The organism is Mycobacterium sp. RTGN6 (assembly GCF_033804605.1).
Classification (GTDB): Bacteria; Actinomycetota; Actinomycetes; order Mycobacteriales; family Mycobacteriaceae; genus Mycobacterium.
Window position 1 is genome coordinate 587,309 of the sequence record NZ_JAPZKZ010000001.1, and the last position, 15,897, is coordinate 603,205.

Sequence of the window (15,897 nt, forward strand, 5' to 3'; positions counted from 1 at the left end):
ACGATGTCGGCGTTCCTGCACGTATGGGACGTACGCGAATGGAGGTCGGCGTGAAGCTCGCACTCGCTGAACTCACTGCCCTCGCGATGGCAGCGGTCGCCCTTCTCGTCATGTTCTCGCCTAGTGCCGCGGCCAGCGGGCTGTGTCCGTACGCCACCGCGCCCGCAGGGCAGTGCCAGACCGACGATGGCCCATCCGGCAACGGCAGCGGCCCCTCCCCGTTCGAGTATCCGGCGGGGTTCCCCGGAGCGCTCTGAGCTCACTCAGTGCCCAGACCGCGCCGCGAATCGGTTGAAACCCTCGTCGGCCAACGCGTGAACCTCGACGTCGCGGTCCGTGGCCGTGATCAGCCTGCTCAGCACGTGGCCCGGCGGTAGTTCGATCGCGCGATCGACGCCCAGCTCTGGCATGAGTCTTGCGATGTCGTACCACCGCACCGGTTTGGTGACGGCCGCGCTCAGGTCGGCGAGCACCGCCCCTGCGTCGTCTCGGATCCGGCGCGCACCGACGTTGGTGAGATAGTCGGCACGCTGCGCACGCAGCGGAATGCCGGAAAGTCGTTCGCGCACCGCAGTTTCGCACGCCCGCTGCACGGGACCGTGTGACGCCACCGCGACGTCCAGCAGTTCGAACCGTCGGGCCCCCGCCTCGCGCGCCGCGTCACGCGCGAGCTCAAGGGCCGCGACCGTCCCGCCGAGCACCAACTGGTCGGCGGCATTGACGTTGGCGATCCAGAGCTCGGAGTCGTCTTTCGCGACGGTCGCGACGAGGTCGGCGACTGCGCGGTTGCTCAGTCCGGTCACTGCGGCCATGCCCCACCGCCCCGGTGGACACGCTCGCGCCATGTACTCGCCGCGCACCCGTACCGCGTCGACCGCCTCGGGGAGGGTCAACACCCCCGCGGTGACGGCGGCGGCGAAGGCGCCGACCGAATGGCCTGCCACCACGTCCACGTGAAGCCCGTAGTCATCCGTCAGCGTGCGGGCGGCGGCGACTCCGCAGATGAGCAGGGCCAGTTGAGCATTCGTTGTCGACGTCAGGCTCGCCACCGTGTCAAGCGCGTCGATCGAGCCGAGGACGCCGACGGCCTCCTCCAGGACGGACCGGGTGGAAACGGAATCTGGAAGTGCGCCAAGCATTCCGGGGTGTTGGGCACCCTGGCCGGGAAACACGAACGCAGTGATCACTAGCGCAGCTGGGATCGGTCGACGAGGCGCGGGCCCGTCGCGGTGCGCAGCAGGACGCGCTCGGACGGTCCGAGAAGTTCGGCGAGCGCGACTCCCCCAAGCGGCAGGTCGAGTTGGCAGTCGACGCGGGCGGGCAGTCGACTCAAACCGTCGTACCAGCAGCCGAGTTCGGCTGCTTGCGGCAGCCGTTGCAGTCTGATCACCAGGTCGAGATCGCTGTCGGCGGTGACGACGGAGACTCCGGACGCCAGGCTGAACCCGGTGCTGCCGCCGGGACCCCACTCGACGCCCGTCGGGTTCAAGACGTCGACGGCACAATGCAGCGCCGCGGCCGCGGGCACGTCGGGCAGCTGACCGATGCGGGTGAGCAGCTCGGCGGGCGCGAGGGTTTCGACGACGTCGTCAGCGCGGATGAGCCCAGGATGGCGCTCGCCGCGGGACGTGCCGCGCACCCCCACCGGGACGAAACCCGGGCGAGTGGCGTCCCGCCGGACCACCACCCACGGAGCCCGCTGTAGCGCCTGCTCCAGCCAGCCCGGGCCGCCGTGGATCAACGACTCCGAAGGTGAGATCCGCAGCAGGTCGTGCGGACGCACGTCCGTCAAGACTTCCACTGCTCGGCCATCATCGCGCGGATCATCCTGGAGGCCTTGCGATTCCGCATCGCTCCGGGCGAGTCGAGCCGGTTCGAGAGGTCCCGCGGCCCGGTGCGTGCGGCCGCGATGGACTCGTGAACCGCGTCGCGGACGACCGTGACGTCAGCAGCCGTCGGGTGGTCGGCGTCCGACACCGTCAACAACCCGTCGCACATCCCGAGTTGAGCCCAGTCCCGCACGTCGAAGCTCAGCGGCAGGATCGTCTTGGCCAGCCGCTCGAGTTCTTCGACGGTGCGCTGCGTGATGCGCGCAGCGGCCGATTCGTGCATCGCATGGATCTGGACACCGGGATCGTCGAGCGCGAGAATTCGTTGCGCCTGCAGGCCGTGTGCGAGGAACCCGCCCGAGAGTGCTGCGCCGACCACGACCGCGACGATCGGATGGCCGGCGTTGCGGGCCCGGTGGTAGGCGTCGACGGTGACCGCGATGGCTTGATGCAGTCCCGCCGTCTCCTCGATGCGCCCGTAGGCCTGGCTCGGAAGATCGACGACGGCGACGATGGCGCGCTTGGTTTCGGCCGCCGCGTCGACGCGCACGACGTCGTCGATGGCGACGGCCAGCGCCCACGCCTCGGTCAGCCCGACCTCGCCGTGCCGGGCCCGGTGGAACGCGTTGCGCGGATCCGGCACCACCGCAAGGAAAGTGGCGTCGGGATCATCGGCTCGCAGCACCGACGGGGCCACCTCCGTCGGCGCGCAGTGTGCCAGGGACTCCAGCCAGGTGCGGCCCCTGGAGTCGTTCGTCGCCGTCGCATCGACGGGCGCGGGCGGCTGCGGCCGAGCGGCAGCGATGCGGGCAGCTAGTGCATCGGGGCGTCGGCTCCGATAGGCGTCCGCTGCGGGGACCCCGGCGGCGACGGCCGCACTGACGGCGGCGCGAAGCTGATCGGTGTCGTCGGGCACCAGTGTGTCCGCCAACCCGGACTCGGTGCGACGTTCGCCGCCGTCGACCGTCCAGATCAAGGCGCGGTCGGACGAGTCGAACTCGTCGACACCTGCCTCCTGCTCGATGACGGCGGGCCCGTTGAGTCCGATCCGGGCTTGCGGGGTGACGATGAGCCGCGTGCACAGGCCGGCCGCGATGCTCATGCCGCCGAAACAGCCGACCTGACCGGCCACCACTCCGATCACCGGCGCAACGCTGCGCAGTTCGAGTACCGCGGAACAGATTTCGCTGACGGCGTTGAGTCCCAGGTTGGCTTCCTGCAGCCGGACCCCTCCGGTCTCGAGCAGCAGCACCGTGGCGGTGGTTCGTCCGTTGCGGGTGTCGACGCCGGCCAGATGCAACGCCTGGCTGATCTTGGCGCCCGACACCTCTCCGGTGCCGCCACCCTGGAAACCCTGCTCGATGGATGCGACCACGACTGGGTGGCCGTCGATGGTCCCCCTGGCGATGACGACGCCGTCATCCGATTGCGGGACGATGCCCTGGGGTTCCAGCCACGGGGATTCGATCCGGTCGAACGGGCCGCAGAGCACCTGCACGTCGTCGGGATCGAGCAGCGTGCGGGCCCGGGCCAGCGCGTCGCCTTCGAGGAAGCTGCGCCGATGCAGCACGGCCTGCCAATCCAGGGTGGTCATGTCCGTTCCTCCGTTGCGGCTTCAGCGGTTTGGCGCAGCCGCAGCGTGACGACGGCGGGTGTCGCACCGAAGTCGTTGAGCTGCCAGCGGCCACCCAGCGGTGTGTGGGCGAAGAATCGCTCAAGCGTTTCGCGCCACACGGTGTCGAAGCCGTCCACGCTGGTGCGCACCCGCACCTCGGCGAGCTCAGGTGTTCCGTCGGCGGCGTCCAACAGCACCTCGAGATCGCCGGATGCGACGACGCCGATGTGGACACGCGTTATCGGTGTCTGACTCGCCGCGAAGTGGAACGTCAAGGTTTGCATGGTCAGGCTCCGTTCGACAGCGGTAGCAGGTCACAGAACAAGGTGGCCGAGAGCAGGTCGGCGCTTCCGCCCATCGACAGCCGGCGCCAGTCGGCGCGCACGCAGAACCACTCGAGCTTGCGCCTACCCGTCGCGGTGGCGCAGCCGCCGGCTTCGAGAATCCCTGTCGCGGAACGGTGCACGAAGTCCAGCGCCCGTGGCCCGCCGCGGTGCAGCACGCAGGTGTCGTCGAGGCTGGCCATGATCGCGATCAGTGCGTTGAGCGCCGCACACTCTTCGCCCTCGCCCCGGCGCCGGCTGGCCCACAACGCCGGCAGTCCGACGTGCACGACATGAGGGAAGCCGCTTCGCGCCTCGCTCAACGCTCCGCCAGTGCCGTACCGCAACCAGGCGCGTTGTCCGTTGGTCATCACCCGGTCTGGTGCTCCGATGTCCGGCACGGCGGCCAGTTCGCCTGCGTACGCGGCTGCGGCATGGATGGTGTCGACCCGGCGAGACGGGACGCAGTAACCCGACGAGGTCACGTTGGCAGCGCCCGCGGCCAGCAGACCGAGCGCCCACAGCGCGCCACGGTGTGTGTTGACGCCACCCGTAACTGAGCGCATTCGGCGCTCCCCCGTGCGGCCGATCACGCCCACCTGGGCGCGCAGGTTGAGTCCGAGCGGATGCTCCCGCGCGGCATCCGCACACTCACGCAACGCACCGCGCAGGGACTCCGCCGACGCCTCCAACAGCGCGACGCTCATGTCCGGATGCGAGCGGTTGCCCCTGGCGTCGACCAGACCTGGCTTCGGGGTGAGCCCGGCCTCGGTGCGGATGGCGCGCACCGCGGCCGCGGCGATCCACGCGGTGGGCAGCGCGGGTGCCGAACGTCGTAGCGGCAGCGTGTCGACATGAATCGCCATGGCACTCACCAATCCTTGAACCGGGCAGGCGGGTCGTACAGTCCGCCCGACCACGCGACGAGGTCGGCGATGCTGCGGGCCGCGAGCAATGAACGGTCGGCCGCCATGGCGCTGATGCCGAGATCCTCTGGGAACGCCACCAATCCGTCGCGACGGAGCCGCTCGGTGCGACGCCCGTCGGCGGTGCGGCCGACGGGTGTCACGCCCGCGATCGCCGCCAACGCCGCGCGGCGATCGTCGAGCGACGGCGCCTTGAAGAGGTACGCGACGCCCTCCTCGGTGACGACATGGGTGACGTCGTCGCCGTAGATCATCACCGGGGGCACGGGCATGCCCGCGTCCTTGCCAACGGAGACGGCGTCGAGCGTCTCGACGAACGTGGGAATGCCGCCCTTGGTGAACGTTTGGGCGATCTGCACCACGAGCTTGCGCCCACGGACGGCCGCGCCCTCGCCGTGGATCATGCTCAGCCAGGCCGGCGACGCGTGCCTGCGGCCGTGGGGATCGTGGCCCATGTTGGGGGCACCGCCGAACCCGGGCAGCCTGCCGTCGGTGACGGTGGACGAGTTGGCGTCGCGGTCGATCTGCAGCGACGAACCGATGAACATGTCGACCGCGTACTGTCCCGCGAGTTGGCACAGCACCCGGTTGGACCGCAGCGAGCCGTCCCGTCCGGTGAAGAACACGTCGGGCCTGGCTGCGGTATAGCGCTCCATCCCCGCCTCGCCGCCGAAGCTGTGGATCGACTCAACCCAGCCGGATTCGATCGCCGGGATCAGCGTCGGATGCGGATTCAGCGTCCAGTGCTTGGCGATCCGCCCCTTGAGGCCCAGCTGATCGCCGTAGGTGGGCAGAATCAATTCGATTGCGGCCGTGTCGAACCCGATGCCGTGGTTGAGCGAGGTCACCTCGTGGCGCTGGTAGACGCCGCGGATGGCGATCATGGCCTTGAGGATCTCGACCGGCCCGATGTGTCGCGGGTCGCGGGTGAACAGTGGTTCCAGGGCGAACGGACGGTCGGCCTCGACCACCAGGTCCACCCAATCGCCGGGGATGTCCACCCGGGGCAGGTCGTCGCGCTCGACGATCCGGTCGGCCTGCACGATCACCACTCCGTCGCGGAACGCCGCGGCCTCGGCGATGGTCGGGGTGTCCTCGGTGTTGGGGCCGGTGTACAGGTTGCCGTCACGGTCGGCGGCCGAGGCGCAGAGCAGCACGACGTCCGGCGCCAGATCGGTGAACATCCTGGCGTACAACTCGACGTAGGTGTGGATCGCGCCGATGCGCACCGTGCCGTCTTCGACGAGTTGGGCGATCCGGACGCTCTGCGGCCCGGCGTAGGCGAGGTCGAGTTTGGTGGCGATGCCGCGCTCGAACAGGTCGAGGTGCTCGGGCCGCGACACCGACGAGATCAGCATGTGGAGATCGTGTATGCGGGTGGGGTCGCATGCGGCCAGCGTGCGGGACAGGAAGTCGGCTTGTTTCTGATTGTCGCCCTCGAGCGCGACGCGATCGCCTGGGTGGATGACGGCCTGCAACAGCTCCGGCAGGCTGCCGGGCTGCACCACCTTGCCGTCGCAGTACGGCGCGCCGTCGGTGATCCGGCCGGCCTTCGCCTGGCGGCGGGTGTCCCACCGCGTGCGGACGGCCGGCGTGCTCATCGGACGGTCTCCGCGGCGGACTCGATGACGGCCGTGACGGCGTCGGGATGGCTGATCAGCGTCAGATGCGAGCCGCCAGGGAACAGGGTGACCGTGGAGTGTGCCCGCTGCGCCATCGCTTCCTCGGACGTGGGCGTGATGATCTGGTCGCCGCTGCTGATGAAGTACCACGACGGGATGGTCTTCCACCCCGCTGCGGTGGCCGGGGTTTCGAAGGCCGCGGTGGAGGCGGCGCGCTGGGTCGCCCACAGCCGGGTCGCGACATCGGCGGGCAGGTCGTTTCCGAAGTGCTCGAGGAAGACGTCCTTGCGCAGGTAGAGGTCGGTCGCCCCGGCTGGTGCGCCTGGGTAGGGCACCTTGTCGAACAGCTGCTCCTCAGGCAGGTGCTTGAGCACCGAGTCGGCGCCGCTCAGGGAGCCGTTCGTCTCGCCGACGTCGGGTGCGGCGGCGTCCACGTAGACGAGGGCCTTGACGTTCGGGCTGCTCGCGGCGGCCTCGGTGATGACGGATCCGCCGTAGGAGTGGCCGACGAGCACCACCGGACCGTCGATCGTGTGAAGGAAGGACGCCACGGTCGCGGCGTCGCTGGTGAGGTCTTCCAAGGGGTTGGCGATGGCCCTGACCTGATAGCCCTTGTGCTCGAGGGCCGTGACCTCGCCGTTCCAACTCGACGCGTCGGCCCATGCGCCGTGCACCAGGACGACGGTGACGTCACTGGCCGGTGTCGCGGGCGCGGCCTCGGCCGGCGAGCAGGTGAGCACCATTGCGACGGTGACGGAGGCCAGGGTGACGAGTCCGGGGCGGAGCCATTTCTTCATGGCGATGACCTTGCTCCTTGGCGGTGCTCGTGTCATTGCCGCTGACGACACCTTGGCGATACCGGCTACCCGGTATCGCGACTAGCTGGGGTCGGGCACGGGGATCCGGGCCGACACCGTCGTCCCGCTGCCGTTCGCGCTGGTGACCTTCAGCCGCCCGGCGACCGCCTCGACCCTGTCCTTGAGTCCCAGCAGCCCGCTGCCACCGCCGGAGCCCGCCCCGCCGACTCCGTCATCGGTCACCTCGAGTCGAAGTTCGTCGTCGTCGCAGTGAGCTCGCACGGTCACCACTGACGCCTCGGCATGCTTGGCGACGTTGGTCAGAGCCTCGGCGATCACGTAATAGGCTGCTACCTCGATGGATTCGGGCAGCCTGCGGTCGACTGCGAGCTCGAGTCCGACGGGCACTGTCGAGCGTCGCGCCAGCGTCTTGATGGCCGGCCCCAGGCCGCCCTTCGACAGGATCGCCGGATGGATGCCTCGAGACAACTCCTGCAACTCGGTGTACAGGTCGGCCATGCCGTTGATGAGATTGTCGACCTGCTTGTGGACGGCGGCGTCGCCTTCGGGGATCGATGACTCCAAGGCCCGCAGTCCGAGGCCCAGCGACACGATGCGCTGCTGTGCGCCGTCGTGTAGGTCGCGTTCGATGCCGCGGCGGGCCTGGTCGGCCGCAGCGACGATGCGTGCTCTGGACGCCTGCAGTTCGGCGCGTGTCTCCGCATTGCCGATGGCGGTGGCCACCAGATCGGCGAAATCGCTTACCCGCGTTTCCGTTTCGGCGGGCATCGGCCCCCGAAGCGCGGAGCCGACGATGAGTGCGCCCCTCGGTTCGCCGTTGACGGTGACGGGGCTGCCAACCCCGGAGTGCAGTCCAAGGTCAAGTAGCCGGTTCGCGACCGGTCCGTCGATGGTGGTGTAGTCGTCGATCCTGGCCGGCTCGCCGGTGTCGCGGATTCGGACGGTCAGGCTGTCGCCTTCCAGCGAGAGTTGCTCTCCGACCGTCAGTTTCGCCTTGCCGGGGCCGTCGTGTGTGGCCAGCACGACGCAGTGATCGCCGGGTTCGAACTTGGTCAGCGTGACGTGCTCGACGTCCAGTCCGCGGGCGAGCTCGGCGACCGCAAGTGGATACACGTCGGTCGGGTCGGCGCCCCGCGCGACCAACGTCGCGACGCGGCGCAACGCCGTCTGCTGGCGGGCCAAGGCGGCGGCCTCGCGGCGGCGTTCCTCCGATTCGGCTGCGCGCACCCTGGCTTGACTGGCGAGCACGCTGGCCAACAACGCCAAGGGAACGAACACGAACAACGCGGGTATCAGGCTGTCGCCGTCCTCGACGTGGAAGTACGTGTAGACCGCCGCGCTGGCCAGCGACGTGGCCAACGCCAACCCGAAGTTCCACCCGGCCGCGATGATCAGCACGCCGAACAGGAAGATCGCCCCGTACGAGTTGTCCGGTGCGGTGCGCTTCAGCAGCAGCACCAGCAGCGACTCGGCTGCGATGAGCCCGACCGCCGTGAGGATGCCCCAGCCGAGGGGGCGCGCCGTCGGGCGCAGCACCAGCGCCAGCAGCCGACTTCGCAGCCGCCGACCGTCCGCGGGCGCCGAACGCTCATTCATTGCACGGGATGCTAGTGCGTACGCAACGTGACACGGATTCCTGCTAGCAGCAATGCCACGCCTTCGAGGTTCTGCCAGTATCGGTCAATGTGCTACCTGGACCGTTTTCCGTGCGCTGTCTGATCGTCGACGACAGCGCCAACTTCCGTGATGCCGCGCGTCTCATGCTCGAGCGCGCGGGCATCGACGTGGTCGGGATGGCCTCCACCGGCGCGGAAGCGCTGGACCGTTACCGCGAGCTGCGGCCGGACGTCACTCTGGTGGACGTCGACCTCGGTGCGGAGAGCGGATTCGACTTGGCTCGAGAACTGCACGACGCGAATTCACCCGCACCGTCGGTGATTCTGATCTCGACGCACTCCGAGCAGGATTTCGCCGACATGATCGCCGACAGCCCGGCGCTCGGTTTCCTGCCGAAGTTCGCGCTCTCCCCCAACGCGATTCGGGACCTGGTCGCCCAGCGCGCGTAGCTGGCGTCAGAGCGCGTCGAGGTACATGATGACGGCCCGCACCCTGCGGTGATCGTCGCCAGTCTCAGGCAGATTGAGCTTCGTCAGGATGCTGCGCACGTGCTTCTCGACGGTGCCCTCGGTGACCCAGATCCGGCGCCCGATCCCTGCGTTGGACAGGCCCTCGGCCATCAGCGTCAACACCTCCCGCTCACGGGCGCTCAGCGCGGCCAGCGGATCGTCGCGCCGCCGCGCCGTTACGAGCTCCTGCACGAGGGCGGGGTCGATCACCGAGGCGCCGTTGGCGATTCGTCCCACGGTGTCGACGAAGTCGGCGACGTCGGTGACGCGGCTCTTGAGCAGGTAGCCGATGGAGTGCCCACCTGCGAGCAGCTCCATCGCGTGTTCGACGTCGACGTGAGCTGACAGCACCAGAATCGCGGTCTCGGGCCACTCGGTCCTGATGGTCTTCGCCGCGTCAAGCCCTTCGGTCTCGTGCGTCGGCGGCATCCGGATGTCGACGATGGCCAGCTGAGGCCGCTCTCCGCGCACCAAATCCAGCAGCGCTTCGGCGTCGCCCGCCTGTCCGACGACGTCGAAACCCGAACGCACCAGAAGGCTCGCCAAGCCCTCTCGCAGGAGGACGTCGTCGTCGGCGACGACCACGCGCACAGCATTCATTCAGTGGATTCTCGCATCCGCACGTCGTGGAATACCGGCGAGCAGGCATCTCGGTATGGGGGATAACCCCCACTCGGAATGGCGGTCAACGCCGTCGACACCGGGGTGGCGACCGGCAAGGCTTACAAGCATGTGCCGATCAGCGGATCAGACGGAGCTAGCGGTCTGCGTTCATCGAGACATCGAGGTGCTTGCAAGCGACCTGCCGGCAATCGTCGAGCAGCTGTGTCAACTGTCCGACCGCGAGTGCCGGACCGCCGGTGGCCCGGTCGTCGACTGCCCGATGCGCGGCTACACCGCAACAATGGACGTGTTCGACGTCGACACCGAACGGGTCTTGGTCACCTGGACGGCGACGTTTCCGGTACCCGACCTGCGGACCGAACTGGTGCAGGCCATGAGGGACGCGGTGTTCCGCGACTTCGTCGACGAGCTTCGTCGCACTGGGTGCGCCGCTGCCAGTTAGCGCCGCGATAAGCGTGAAGCCGGCTAACTGCGGGTGGCGCCCGTGCGAGACTCTTGCGCATGGCCGTGTCAATCGAACGCCCCAAGCTGGAGGGCAACGTCGCCGTCGGGAACGACCGGCAGCTCGGATTCGCTGAGTTCGGCGACCCGCAGGGGCGCGCCATGTTCTGGCTACACGGCACCCCGGGCGCCCGCCGCCAGATCCCGGTCGAGGCGCGCGCGTACGCCGAGCGCAAGCACATCCGGCTCATCGGCGTCGACCGGCCGGGCATCGGCTCGTCGACCCCCCATCAGTATCCGAACGTGCTGGCCTTCGCCGACGACCTGCGGACCATCGCCGACGTGCTTGGCATCGACCAGATGGCCGTCATCGGACTGTCCGGCGGAGGTCCCTACACACTGGCCTGCGCGGCGGCAATGCCAGACCGAGTCGTGGTCGCGGGCGTGCTCGGTGGGGTCGCCCCGACGGTCGGCGAAGAGGGCATTGGCGGCGGCCTGATGGGATTCGGTTCCAAGGTCGCGCCCGCGCTACCGATCATCGGACTTCCGCTGCGGCTGGCCGCCGTCGGCCTCGTCCAGCTACTCCGCCCCATCGCCCCGCTCGGGCTCTACGCCTACGCCTTGATCTCACCCGAGGGCGACCGGCGGCTGCTGGAGCGGCCCGAGTTCGGCGCGATGTTCCTCGACGACCTACTCAACGGGAGCCGCAAGCAGCTGTCCGCACCGTTCGCCGACGTCGCCGTCTTCGCCAAGGACTGGGGTTTCCGGCTCGACGAGGTCAAGGTTCCGGTGCGCTGGTGGCACGGCGACAAGGACCACATCGTCCCGTTCGCACACGGCGAGCACGTCGTATCCCGGCTGCCCGACGCCGAGCTGTACACCCTGCCTGGCGAGAGTCATCTCGGTGGACTTGGTGTGGCCGAGGAGATTCTCGGTTCCCTCGTCGAGCTCTGGGACAGTGTCGACAAAGAGCACTGAGCCGTGATCGTCCCTCCGCGGCCCGTGAAGCCGCCCGTTTCGGCCGTGGATCTCGTCGTGTCGATCCTGGCGATCGTGCTGACCGCGGCGTTCGGCGTCGTCGCCGCCGCGATGGGGGTGTTCCTGCTGGCGTTCCTCGACCACTGCCCGCCGGAGACGTGCAGCGCCGAAGGTGCGGCCACCGCCGTCTGGGGCGCGATCCTGGTGGCCCTGGTGGTCGGTGTGCTCGTCTCGGTGGCGACGATCGTCGCGCTGGTGCGCCGCAAGCCCGGGTGGCCGTGGGCCGTCGGCTCGATGGTGTCGTGCGGGGTGATCTGCGTGCTCGGCCTCGTCGGCTACTTCAGTGCCGTCGGCGCGTGACCAGTCAGCCTCGCCGGCCCAGCACTCCGTCGAGCCAGTCGAACACGTAGCCCTCGAACAGGGTCGCGCCGTACCCCTCGCAGTGTCCGCCGCCGCCCTCGGCCGCGGTGAACGTCTTGAGCCGCTTGGGGCAGGTGAGTTCGTCGTAGAGCACCTGGCTCTGTGAAGCGAAGTCACCCTCGCCCTCCGTGACGAGGGTCGGGCACCGAATGTCTTCCGCCAGCCCGTCGAGGCCGAACTGCAGTTGCCTGCGGATGAAGTCGCCGACCGTCGTGCGGCCCATGGCAGCCATGCGCGACCCGTACCACTCCCGATTGCGCGAACCCTCCAGCAACGTTTCGAGCTGCGCGTCCAGTTCCGGGTCGGCCGCGGCCACCCGGACGAGGAAGTCGTCCCCGAATCCCTTGGCGAGCACTCCGATCCGCGACGCGAAGTTGAACTGGCCAGGGTCGGCAACCAGTGCGGCCACCCGCGGGTCGAACGCTGCCGCGCGGGGGCCGAGATACCCGCCGAACGAGCGACCGATCACCGTGACCGCCTGAGGATGGACGCCGTCCTGAGCCACCAGCCAGTCGAACGCGACGCGGAACGGCACTTCGAAGTCCGGGCGGAACGGCTTGCGGTGCTCGAACAGCATGCCGCCCTGGCCGGGGCCCTCGAACACGAAGAAGTTGTAGCCGCGTGGCAACGCCATGTAACCCGTCGCGACGTAGCCCGCTTCCGCCGTCGAATCGAATCCGCAGGGTGTCAACACAGTTGGCCGTGGAACTCCGTCGTCGGCGGCAGCCCGGAAGAGGTAACCCGTCATCGTGGCGCCGTCGAACGGGAGTTCCACCGTGACGACACGCCATCCCAGCAGGGGCAGCGCCGCGCGGAACGCCAGCCGGTGCTGGCGCCACGCGTGCTGAAGCCGTTCGTCGTCCAAGTCGTGGCGAAGGAAGAAGAACGACTGCCGCCAATACTCGGACGCACGCAACAACGCCTTGCGTGCCGTCACCACCTGGCCGCGAGCCAGCGCCTTGTCGCCCACCGAACGTGCTGTCTCGGCGGTGGCGGACCACTCCCGGTACCACGCGTCGTAGTCCCCCGCCGGGACGCGGCCCGCGGTGGCCAGCGCCTCGCCGAGATCGGCCGCCTCGGCCGCGATGGCGATCAGCGTTCGACTCAGTTGCGCGTCCAGATCCGGGTCTTCGAGCAGCGCCTTCACGAGCAACGACCTCCTATCGCAGGACCTCGATCAAAAGCACCCAGGTGGTCAGCATCGAGATGACGACCGCGGCGATCATTCCCGCCGAAACCCAGTACATGCCGTTGGGGTCGTCGAGCGTCAACAGCACGCCACCGACCACGAAGGGCAGCACGCTGACCTGGTAGAGCAGGACCTCCTGGACGATCTCCCAGCGCGGCCGCGTCGTCTCGCGGCGCATCGCCAGTTTCGCCCACACCGTCCGCGCGGTGATCAACCAGGTGATCGCGGCGAAGGCGATGGTCTCGATGCCGAACCATAGCAGCGGCTGCGGCCGCATCAGGCCCGCGATCGAGACCACGAGGATGAGCACCAGTAACCCGATCGAGGTGGCGGCCCGCGACGGCAACCATGGGAATTTGAGGATCTCGGAGATGTTCGTCGCAATCGCGACCGTGACGAGCCCGGCCAACGCGGCGGACGCGCCTGCCGAGGCAACGAGCAGATCCTTCCACGGCTCGAGCGCTTCGTAGAGCGTCATTGCGACCAACCTTCCACGGTGTTGAGGGGCATTCGTATTCGACCACAGGCTCAGCGGATTCTGGCGTTGGTCGGGTCGTAGATGGCCTTGAGTGTCACCGTGATTGGGTAGCGCGTTCCTCCCACGTTGACCTGATACTCGCCTGCCCCGATCCACTGGGCGGTGACGGGTGAGTCGTCGCTCGACCGCAGGTACGCCAATCCGACGCAGCCGCCCATCGTCTCGCCCCAGGCCGCCGACGTCACCTGGCCGGCGACCACTCCGTCGCGCAGCACGAGCTCGCCGCCCCACAGCATCGGGTCTGCTGATGAAACCGAGAAGCCGACGAGCCGTCGCCGCGGCCCGTCGGCGCGGGCTTTCTCCACTGCTGCGCGGCCGAGGAAGTCGACATCGGTCTTGAGCTTGCAGGCGAACAGCAGTCCGGCCTGGACCGGGTCGTCGTTGGGCGTCAGTTCGCGGCCGAAGGCGCGGTAACCCTTTTCCAGGCGCAGGGATTCGATGGCGTAGTAGCCGCCGCGGGCCACGTCGAACACGGCGCCCGCGGCCATCAGGTCGTCGTAGACGCCGACGGCGAACTCCGCGGGGACGTACAGCTCCCATCCGAGTTCGCCGACGTAGGTGATCCGCGTGGCGCGAACCGTCGAGTAGCCCAACCCAATTCGTTGGCTGGTGCCGAACGGGAACGCCGAATCGCTGAGGTCGGCGTCGGTGAGGGTGCTCAGCAGCTCCCGCGAACGCGGCCCCATCACACCGAACACGGCCAGCGACGACGTGACGTCGACGAGTTCCGCGCGGGTGTCCGCGGGCAGGTTCTTGCGGATGTGGTCCTTGTCGCGCTCGGTGGTGGCCGCGCTGCTGACTATCAAGAATTCGTCGTCGGCGGTCCGGGTCACGGTGACGTCCGACTCGTAGGTGCCGCGCTCGTTGAGCATGCCGCTGTACACCGTCTTGCCGACGTCGACGGCCATGTCGGCCGTGCACAGCCACTGCAGGGCGGACTCGGCGTCGGGGCCGACGAGTAGGTACTTCGAGAACGACGTTTGGTCGAATACCGTGACCGCGGTTCTGGTGGCGGTCTGCTCGGCGGCCGACCACGGTAGCCAGTTCTGCTTGCCCCACGAGTACTCGATGGTCGGCTCCGCGTCGGGTGGGGCGAAGAAGTTGGCGCGTTCCCAGCCCATCCGGCTGCCGAAGTTCGCATTGGCGGCGACGAGCAGGTGGTGTACTGGCGAACGCCGGAACGGTCGCGCAGTCGTGAGTTCCCGGTTGGGCCAAGGCACTTCGTAGTGCAGGCCGAGGATCTCCGACACCCGGTCGTGCAACCATCGGTTGTTGCCGTTGAACGGGGCGAACCTACGGACGTCGACGCTCGTCAGGTCGGTCGTCGCAGCGCCGTTGACGATCCACTCCGCGAGCGCCCGGCCCGCGCCGCCTGCCGATGCGATGCCGACCGAGTTGAAGCCCGCGGCCACGAAGAAGTTCGTGCACTCGGGTGCCTCGCCGAGGATGAACTGATTGTCCGGGGTGAAGCTCTCCGGTCCGTTGTATAACTTCTTCAGGCCGGTGTCCTCCAGGGCGGGGATGCGCAGCAGCGCGTTGTCCATGAGGATTTGGAAGTGCTCCCAATCCTCTTCCAGCAGTTGGAATTCGAAGGGATACGGGATGTCGTCGGGGCCGACCCACGGCTTGGCCTGTGGCTCGAAGCCGCCGACCACCAGTCCGCCGACCTCTTCCTTGAAGTACGTGTATCCGTCGGGGTCGCGCAGGATCGGCATGTCGGTGTGGACGCCGTCGATGGCCTCGGTCACGACATAGAAGTGCTCGGCGGAGTGCAGCGGCACGTTCACGCCCGCCATCGCCCCGACCTGTTTGGCCCATTGGCCGGCGCAGTTCACCACGACTTCCGCCTCGACGTCGCCGGTGTCCGTACGGACCCCCGTCACCCGACCCTTGTCCGTCATCACCCCAATGACCCTGGTGCGTTCGACGATTCGGGCTCCGCGCAGCCGGGCACCCTTGGCGAGGGCGAGCGTCAGGTCCGTCGGGTTGGCCCGCCCGTCGGCGGGCAGCCAGATGGCCCCCACCAGGTCGTCGACCCGCATCACCGGGTAGTGCTGCTGCGCCTGCTCCGGGGTGAGCAGTTCGCACTCGAGGTCGAACGCGGCGGCGTTGGCGGCCGTGCGGCGCAACTGGATCATCCGATCCTCGGTGCGCGCGACCGTCACTCCCCCGCACTGTCGGTAGCCGGCGGTCAGGCCCGTCTCGGCCTCGAGTTCGGTGTACAGCTGCGTCGAGTACTGCACCAGCCGGGTGCCGCTCTCCGACGCCCGCAGCTGACCGACCAGACCCGCAGCGTGCCAAGTAGTCCCGGACGACAGTTGGCCCTGCTCGAGCAGTAGGACGTCGCGATAGCCGAGCTTCGTCAGGTGGTAGGCCACGCTGGTTCCGATGACGCCGCCGCCGACGATGACGACCTGCGCGCGATCCGGAACGGGTGTGGTTGCCATG

Annotated in this window: 17 protein-coding genes; 5 read left to right on the forward strand and 12 right to left on the reverse strand. The window is 68.5% G+C overall.

Going from position 1 to position 15,897, the window contains the following annotated elements:
* Positions 1-50 precede the first annotated feature (50 nt).
* Entirely contained in the window at positions 51-257 is a 207-nt protein-coding gene (locus tag SLQ33_RS02875) for a hypothetical protein (protein WP_319452256.1), read from the forward strand.
* A 6-nt stretch (positions 258-263) separates the two neighbouring features.
* Here the strand turns inward: SLQ33_RS02875 and SLQ33_RS02880 are convergent, their stop codons facing one another.
* The 8 genes from SLQ33_RS02880 to SLQ33_RS02915 all read right to left on the reverse strand — a co-directional run bounded on the left by SLQ33_RS02880 (position 264) and on the right by SLQ33_RS02915 (position 8,729).
* Positions 264-1,187 carry an ACP S-malonyltransferase gene (locus SLQ33_RS02880; protein ID WP_319452257.1) on the reverse strand — a complete coding sequence of 308 codons (924 nt, stop codon included), beginning with the start codon at positions 1,185-1,187 and terminating at the stop codon, positions 264-266.
* Positions 1,187-1,801 carry a malonate decarboxylase holo-ACP synthase gene (locus SLQ33_RS02885; RefSeq protein WP_319452258.1) on the reverse strand — a complete coding sequence of 205 codons (615 nt, stop codon included), beginning with the start codon at positions 1,799-1,801 and terminating at the stop codon, positions 1,187-1,189. Before SLQ33_RS02885 ends, SLQ33_RS02880 begins: the two co-directional genes overlap by 1 nt.
* On the reverse strand, positions 1,789-3,423 hold the full coding sequence (mdcD, locus tag SLQ33_RS02890; protein WP_319452259.1) for a biotin-independent malonate decarboxylase subunit beta: 1,635 nt from the start codon (positions 3,421-3,423) through the stop codon (positions 1,789-1,791). The genes SLQ33_RS02885 and mdcD overlap by 13 nt, the downstream gene beginning before the upstream one ends.
* Entirely contained in the window at positions 3,420-3,728 is a 309-nt protein-coding gene (gene mdcC, locus SLQ33_RS02895) for a malonate decarboxylase acyl carrier protein (protein WP_319452260.1), read from the reverse strand. The genes mdcD and mdcC overlap by 4 nt, the downstream gene beginning before the upstream one ends.
* A gap of 2 nt (positions 3,729-3,730) precedes the next feature.
* On the reverse strand, positions 3,731-4,633 hold the full coding sequence (gene mdcB / locus SLQ33_RS02900) for a triphosphoribosyl-dephospho-CoA synthase MdcB (RefSeq protein WP_319452261.1): 903 nt from the start codon (positions 4,631-4,633) through the stop codon (positions 3,731-3,733).
* A gap of 5 nt (positions 4,634-4,638) precedes the next feature.
* A complete protein-coding gene (gene mdcA / locus SLQ33_RS02905) occupies positions 4,639-6,294 on the reverse strand; it encodes a malonate decarboxylase subunit alpha (RefSeq protein ID WP_319452262.1) in 1,656 nt (551 codons plus the stop codon).
* A complete protein-coding gene (locus tag SLQ33_RS02910) occupies positions 6,291-7,112 on the reverse strand; it encodes an alpha/beta hydrolase (RefSeq protein ID WP_319452263.1) in 822 nt (273 codons plus the stop codon). The genes mdcA and SLQ33_RS02910 overlap by 4 nt, the downstream gene beginning before the upstream one ends.
* Positions 7,113-7,193: 81 nt before the next feature.
* Positions 7,194-8,729, reverse strand: coding sequence for an ATP-binding protein (locus SLQ33_RS02915; protein WP_319452264.1), 1,536 nt, complete (start codon positions 8,727-8,729; stop codon positions 7,194-7,196).
* Positions 8,730-8,839: 110 nt separating this feature from the next.
* Between SLQ33_RS02915 and SLQ33_RS02920 the strand changes: the two genes are divergently transcribed.
* Positions 8,840-9,199 (forward strand): response regulator transcription factor, encoded by a 360-nt coding sequence (locus tag SLQ33_RS02920; RefSeq protein WP_319452265.1) that lies wholly within the window; start codon positions 8,840-8,842, stop codon positions 9,197-9,199.
* Positions 9,200-9,205: 6 nt separating this feature from the next.
* On the opposite strand, the gene SLQ33_RS02925 is transcribed toward SLQ33_RS02920, so the two are convergent.
* Positions 9,206-9,859: a response regulator transcription factor gene (locus SLQ33_RS02925; RefSeq protein ID WP_319452266.1), complete on the reverse strand. Its 654-nt coding sequence runs from the start codon at positions 9,857-9,859 to the stop codon at positions 9,206-9,208.
* A gap of 130 nt (positions 9,860-9,989) precedes the next feature.
* On the opposite strand from SLQ33_RS02925, the gene SLQ33_RS02930 reads away from it, so the two are divergent.
* The 3 genes from SLQ33_RS02930 to SLQ33_RS02940 are packed head-to-tail and all read left to right on the forward strand — an operon-like array spanning position 9,990 to position 11,662.
* Positions 9,990-10,325: a hypothetical protein gene (locus SLQ33_RS02930; protein WP_319452267.1), complete on the forward strand. Its 336-nt coding sequence runs from the start codon at positions 9,990-9,992 to the stop codon at positions 10,323-10,325.
* A 59-nt stretch (positions 10,326-10,384) separates the two neighbouring features.
* Positions 10,385-11,302, forward strand: a complete 918-nt coding sequence (locus SLQ33_RS02935; RefSeq protein ID WP_319452268.1) for an alpha/beta hydrolase — start codon at positions 10,385-10,387, stop codon at positions 11,300-11,302.
* A gap of 3 nt (positions 11,303-11,305) precedes the next feature.
* Positions 11,306-11,662, forward strand: a complete 357-nt coding sequence (locus SLQ33_RS02940) for a hypothetical protein (protein WP_319452269.1) — start codon at positions 11,306-11,308, stop codon at positions 11,660-11,662.
* A 4-nt stretch (positions 11,663-11,666) separates the two neighbouring features.
* Here the strand turns inward: SLQ33_RS02940 and SLQ33_RS02945 are convergent, their stop codons facing one another.
* From SLQ33_RS02945 to SLQ33_RS02955, 3 genes are read right to left on the reverse strand one after another with little or no spacing between them, the layout of a single operon-like run.
* Positions 11,667-12,869, reverse strand: a complete 1,203-nt coding sequence (locus tag SLQ33_RS02945; protein WP_319452270.1) for an alpha/beta fold hydrolase — start codon at positions 12,867-12,869, stop codon at positions 11,667-11,669.
* 13 nt (positions 12,870-12,882) lie between these two features.
* The gene (locus tag SLQ33_RS02950; RefSeq protein WP_319452271.1) at positions 12,883-13,389 is read right to left on the reverse strand and encodes a hypothetical protein; all 507 of its coding nucleotides are present in this window, start codon (positions 13,387-13,389) and stop codon (positions 12,883-12,885) included.
* 50 nt (positions 13,390-13,439) lie between these two features.
* Entirely contained in the window at positions 13,440-15,896 is a 2,457-nt protein-coding gene (locus SLQ33_RS02955) for an FAD-dependent oxidoreductase (RefSeq protein ID WP_319452272.1), read from the reverse strand.
* Between the last annotated feature and the right edge of the window lies 1 nt (position 15,897).

Bases quoted from the DNA above. Each gene is read 5' to 3' on its own strand.
- SLQ33_RS02955 (WP_319452272.1), bottom strand. From the start codon at position 15,896: ATGGCAACCACACCCGTTCCGGATCGCGCGCAGGTCGTCATCGTCGGC.
- SLQ33_RS02915 (WP_319452264.1), bottom strand. From the start codon at position 8,729: ATGAATGAGCGTTCGGCGCCCGCGGACGGTCGGCGGCTGCGAAGTCGG.
- mdcC (WP_319452260.1), bottom strand. From the start codon at position 3,728: ATGCAAACCTTGACGTTCCACTTCGCGGCGAGTCAGACACCGATAACG.
- mdcA (WP_319452262.1), bottom strand. From the start codon at position 6,294: ATGAGCACGCCGGCCGTCCGCACGCGGTGGGACACCCGCCGCCAGGCG.
- SLQ33_RS02935 (WP_319452268.1), top strand. From the start codon at position 10,385: ATGGCCGTGTCAATCGAACGCCCCAAGCTGGAGGGCAACGTCGCCGTC.
- SLQ33_RS02950 (WP_319452271.1), bottom strand. From the start codon at position 13,389: ATGACGCTCTACGAAGCGCTCGAGCCGTGGAAGGATCTGCTCGTTGCC.
- mdcD (WP_319452259.1), bottom strand. From the start codon at position 3,423: ATGACCACCCTGGATTGGCAGGCCGTGCTGCATCGGCGCAGCTTCCTC.
- SLQ33_RS02925 (WP_319452266.1), bottom strand. From the start codon at position 9,859: ATGAATGCTGTGCGCGTGGTCGTCGCCGACGACGACGTCCTCCTGCGA.
- SLQ33_RS02910 (WP_319452263.1), bottom strand. From the start codon at position 7,112: ATGAAGAAATGGCTCCGCCCCGGACTCGTCACCCTGGCCTCCGTCACC.
- SLQ33_RS02930 (WP_319452267.1), top strand. From the start codon at position 9,990: ATGTGCCGATCAGCGGATCAGACGGAGCTAGCGGTCTGCGTTCATCGA.
- mdcB (WP_319452261.1), bottom strand. From the start codon at position 4,633: ATGGCGATTCATGTCGACACGCTGCCGCTACGACGTTCGGCACCCGCG.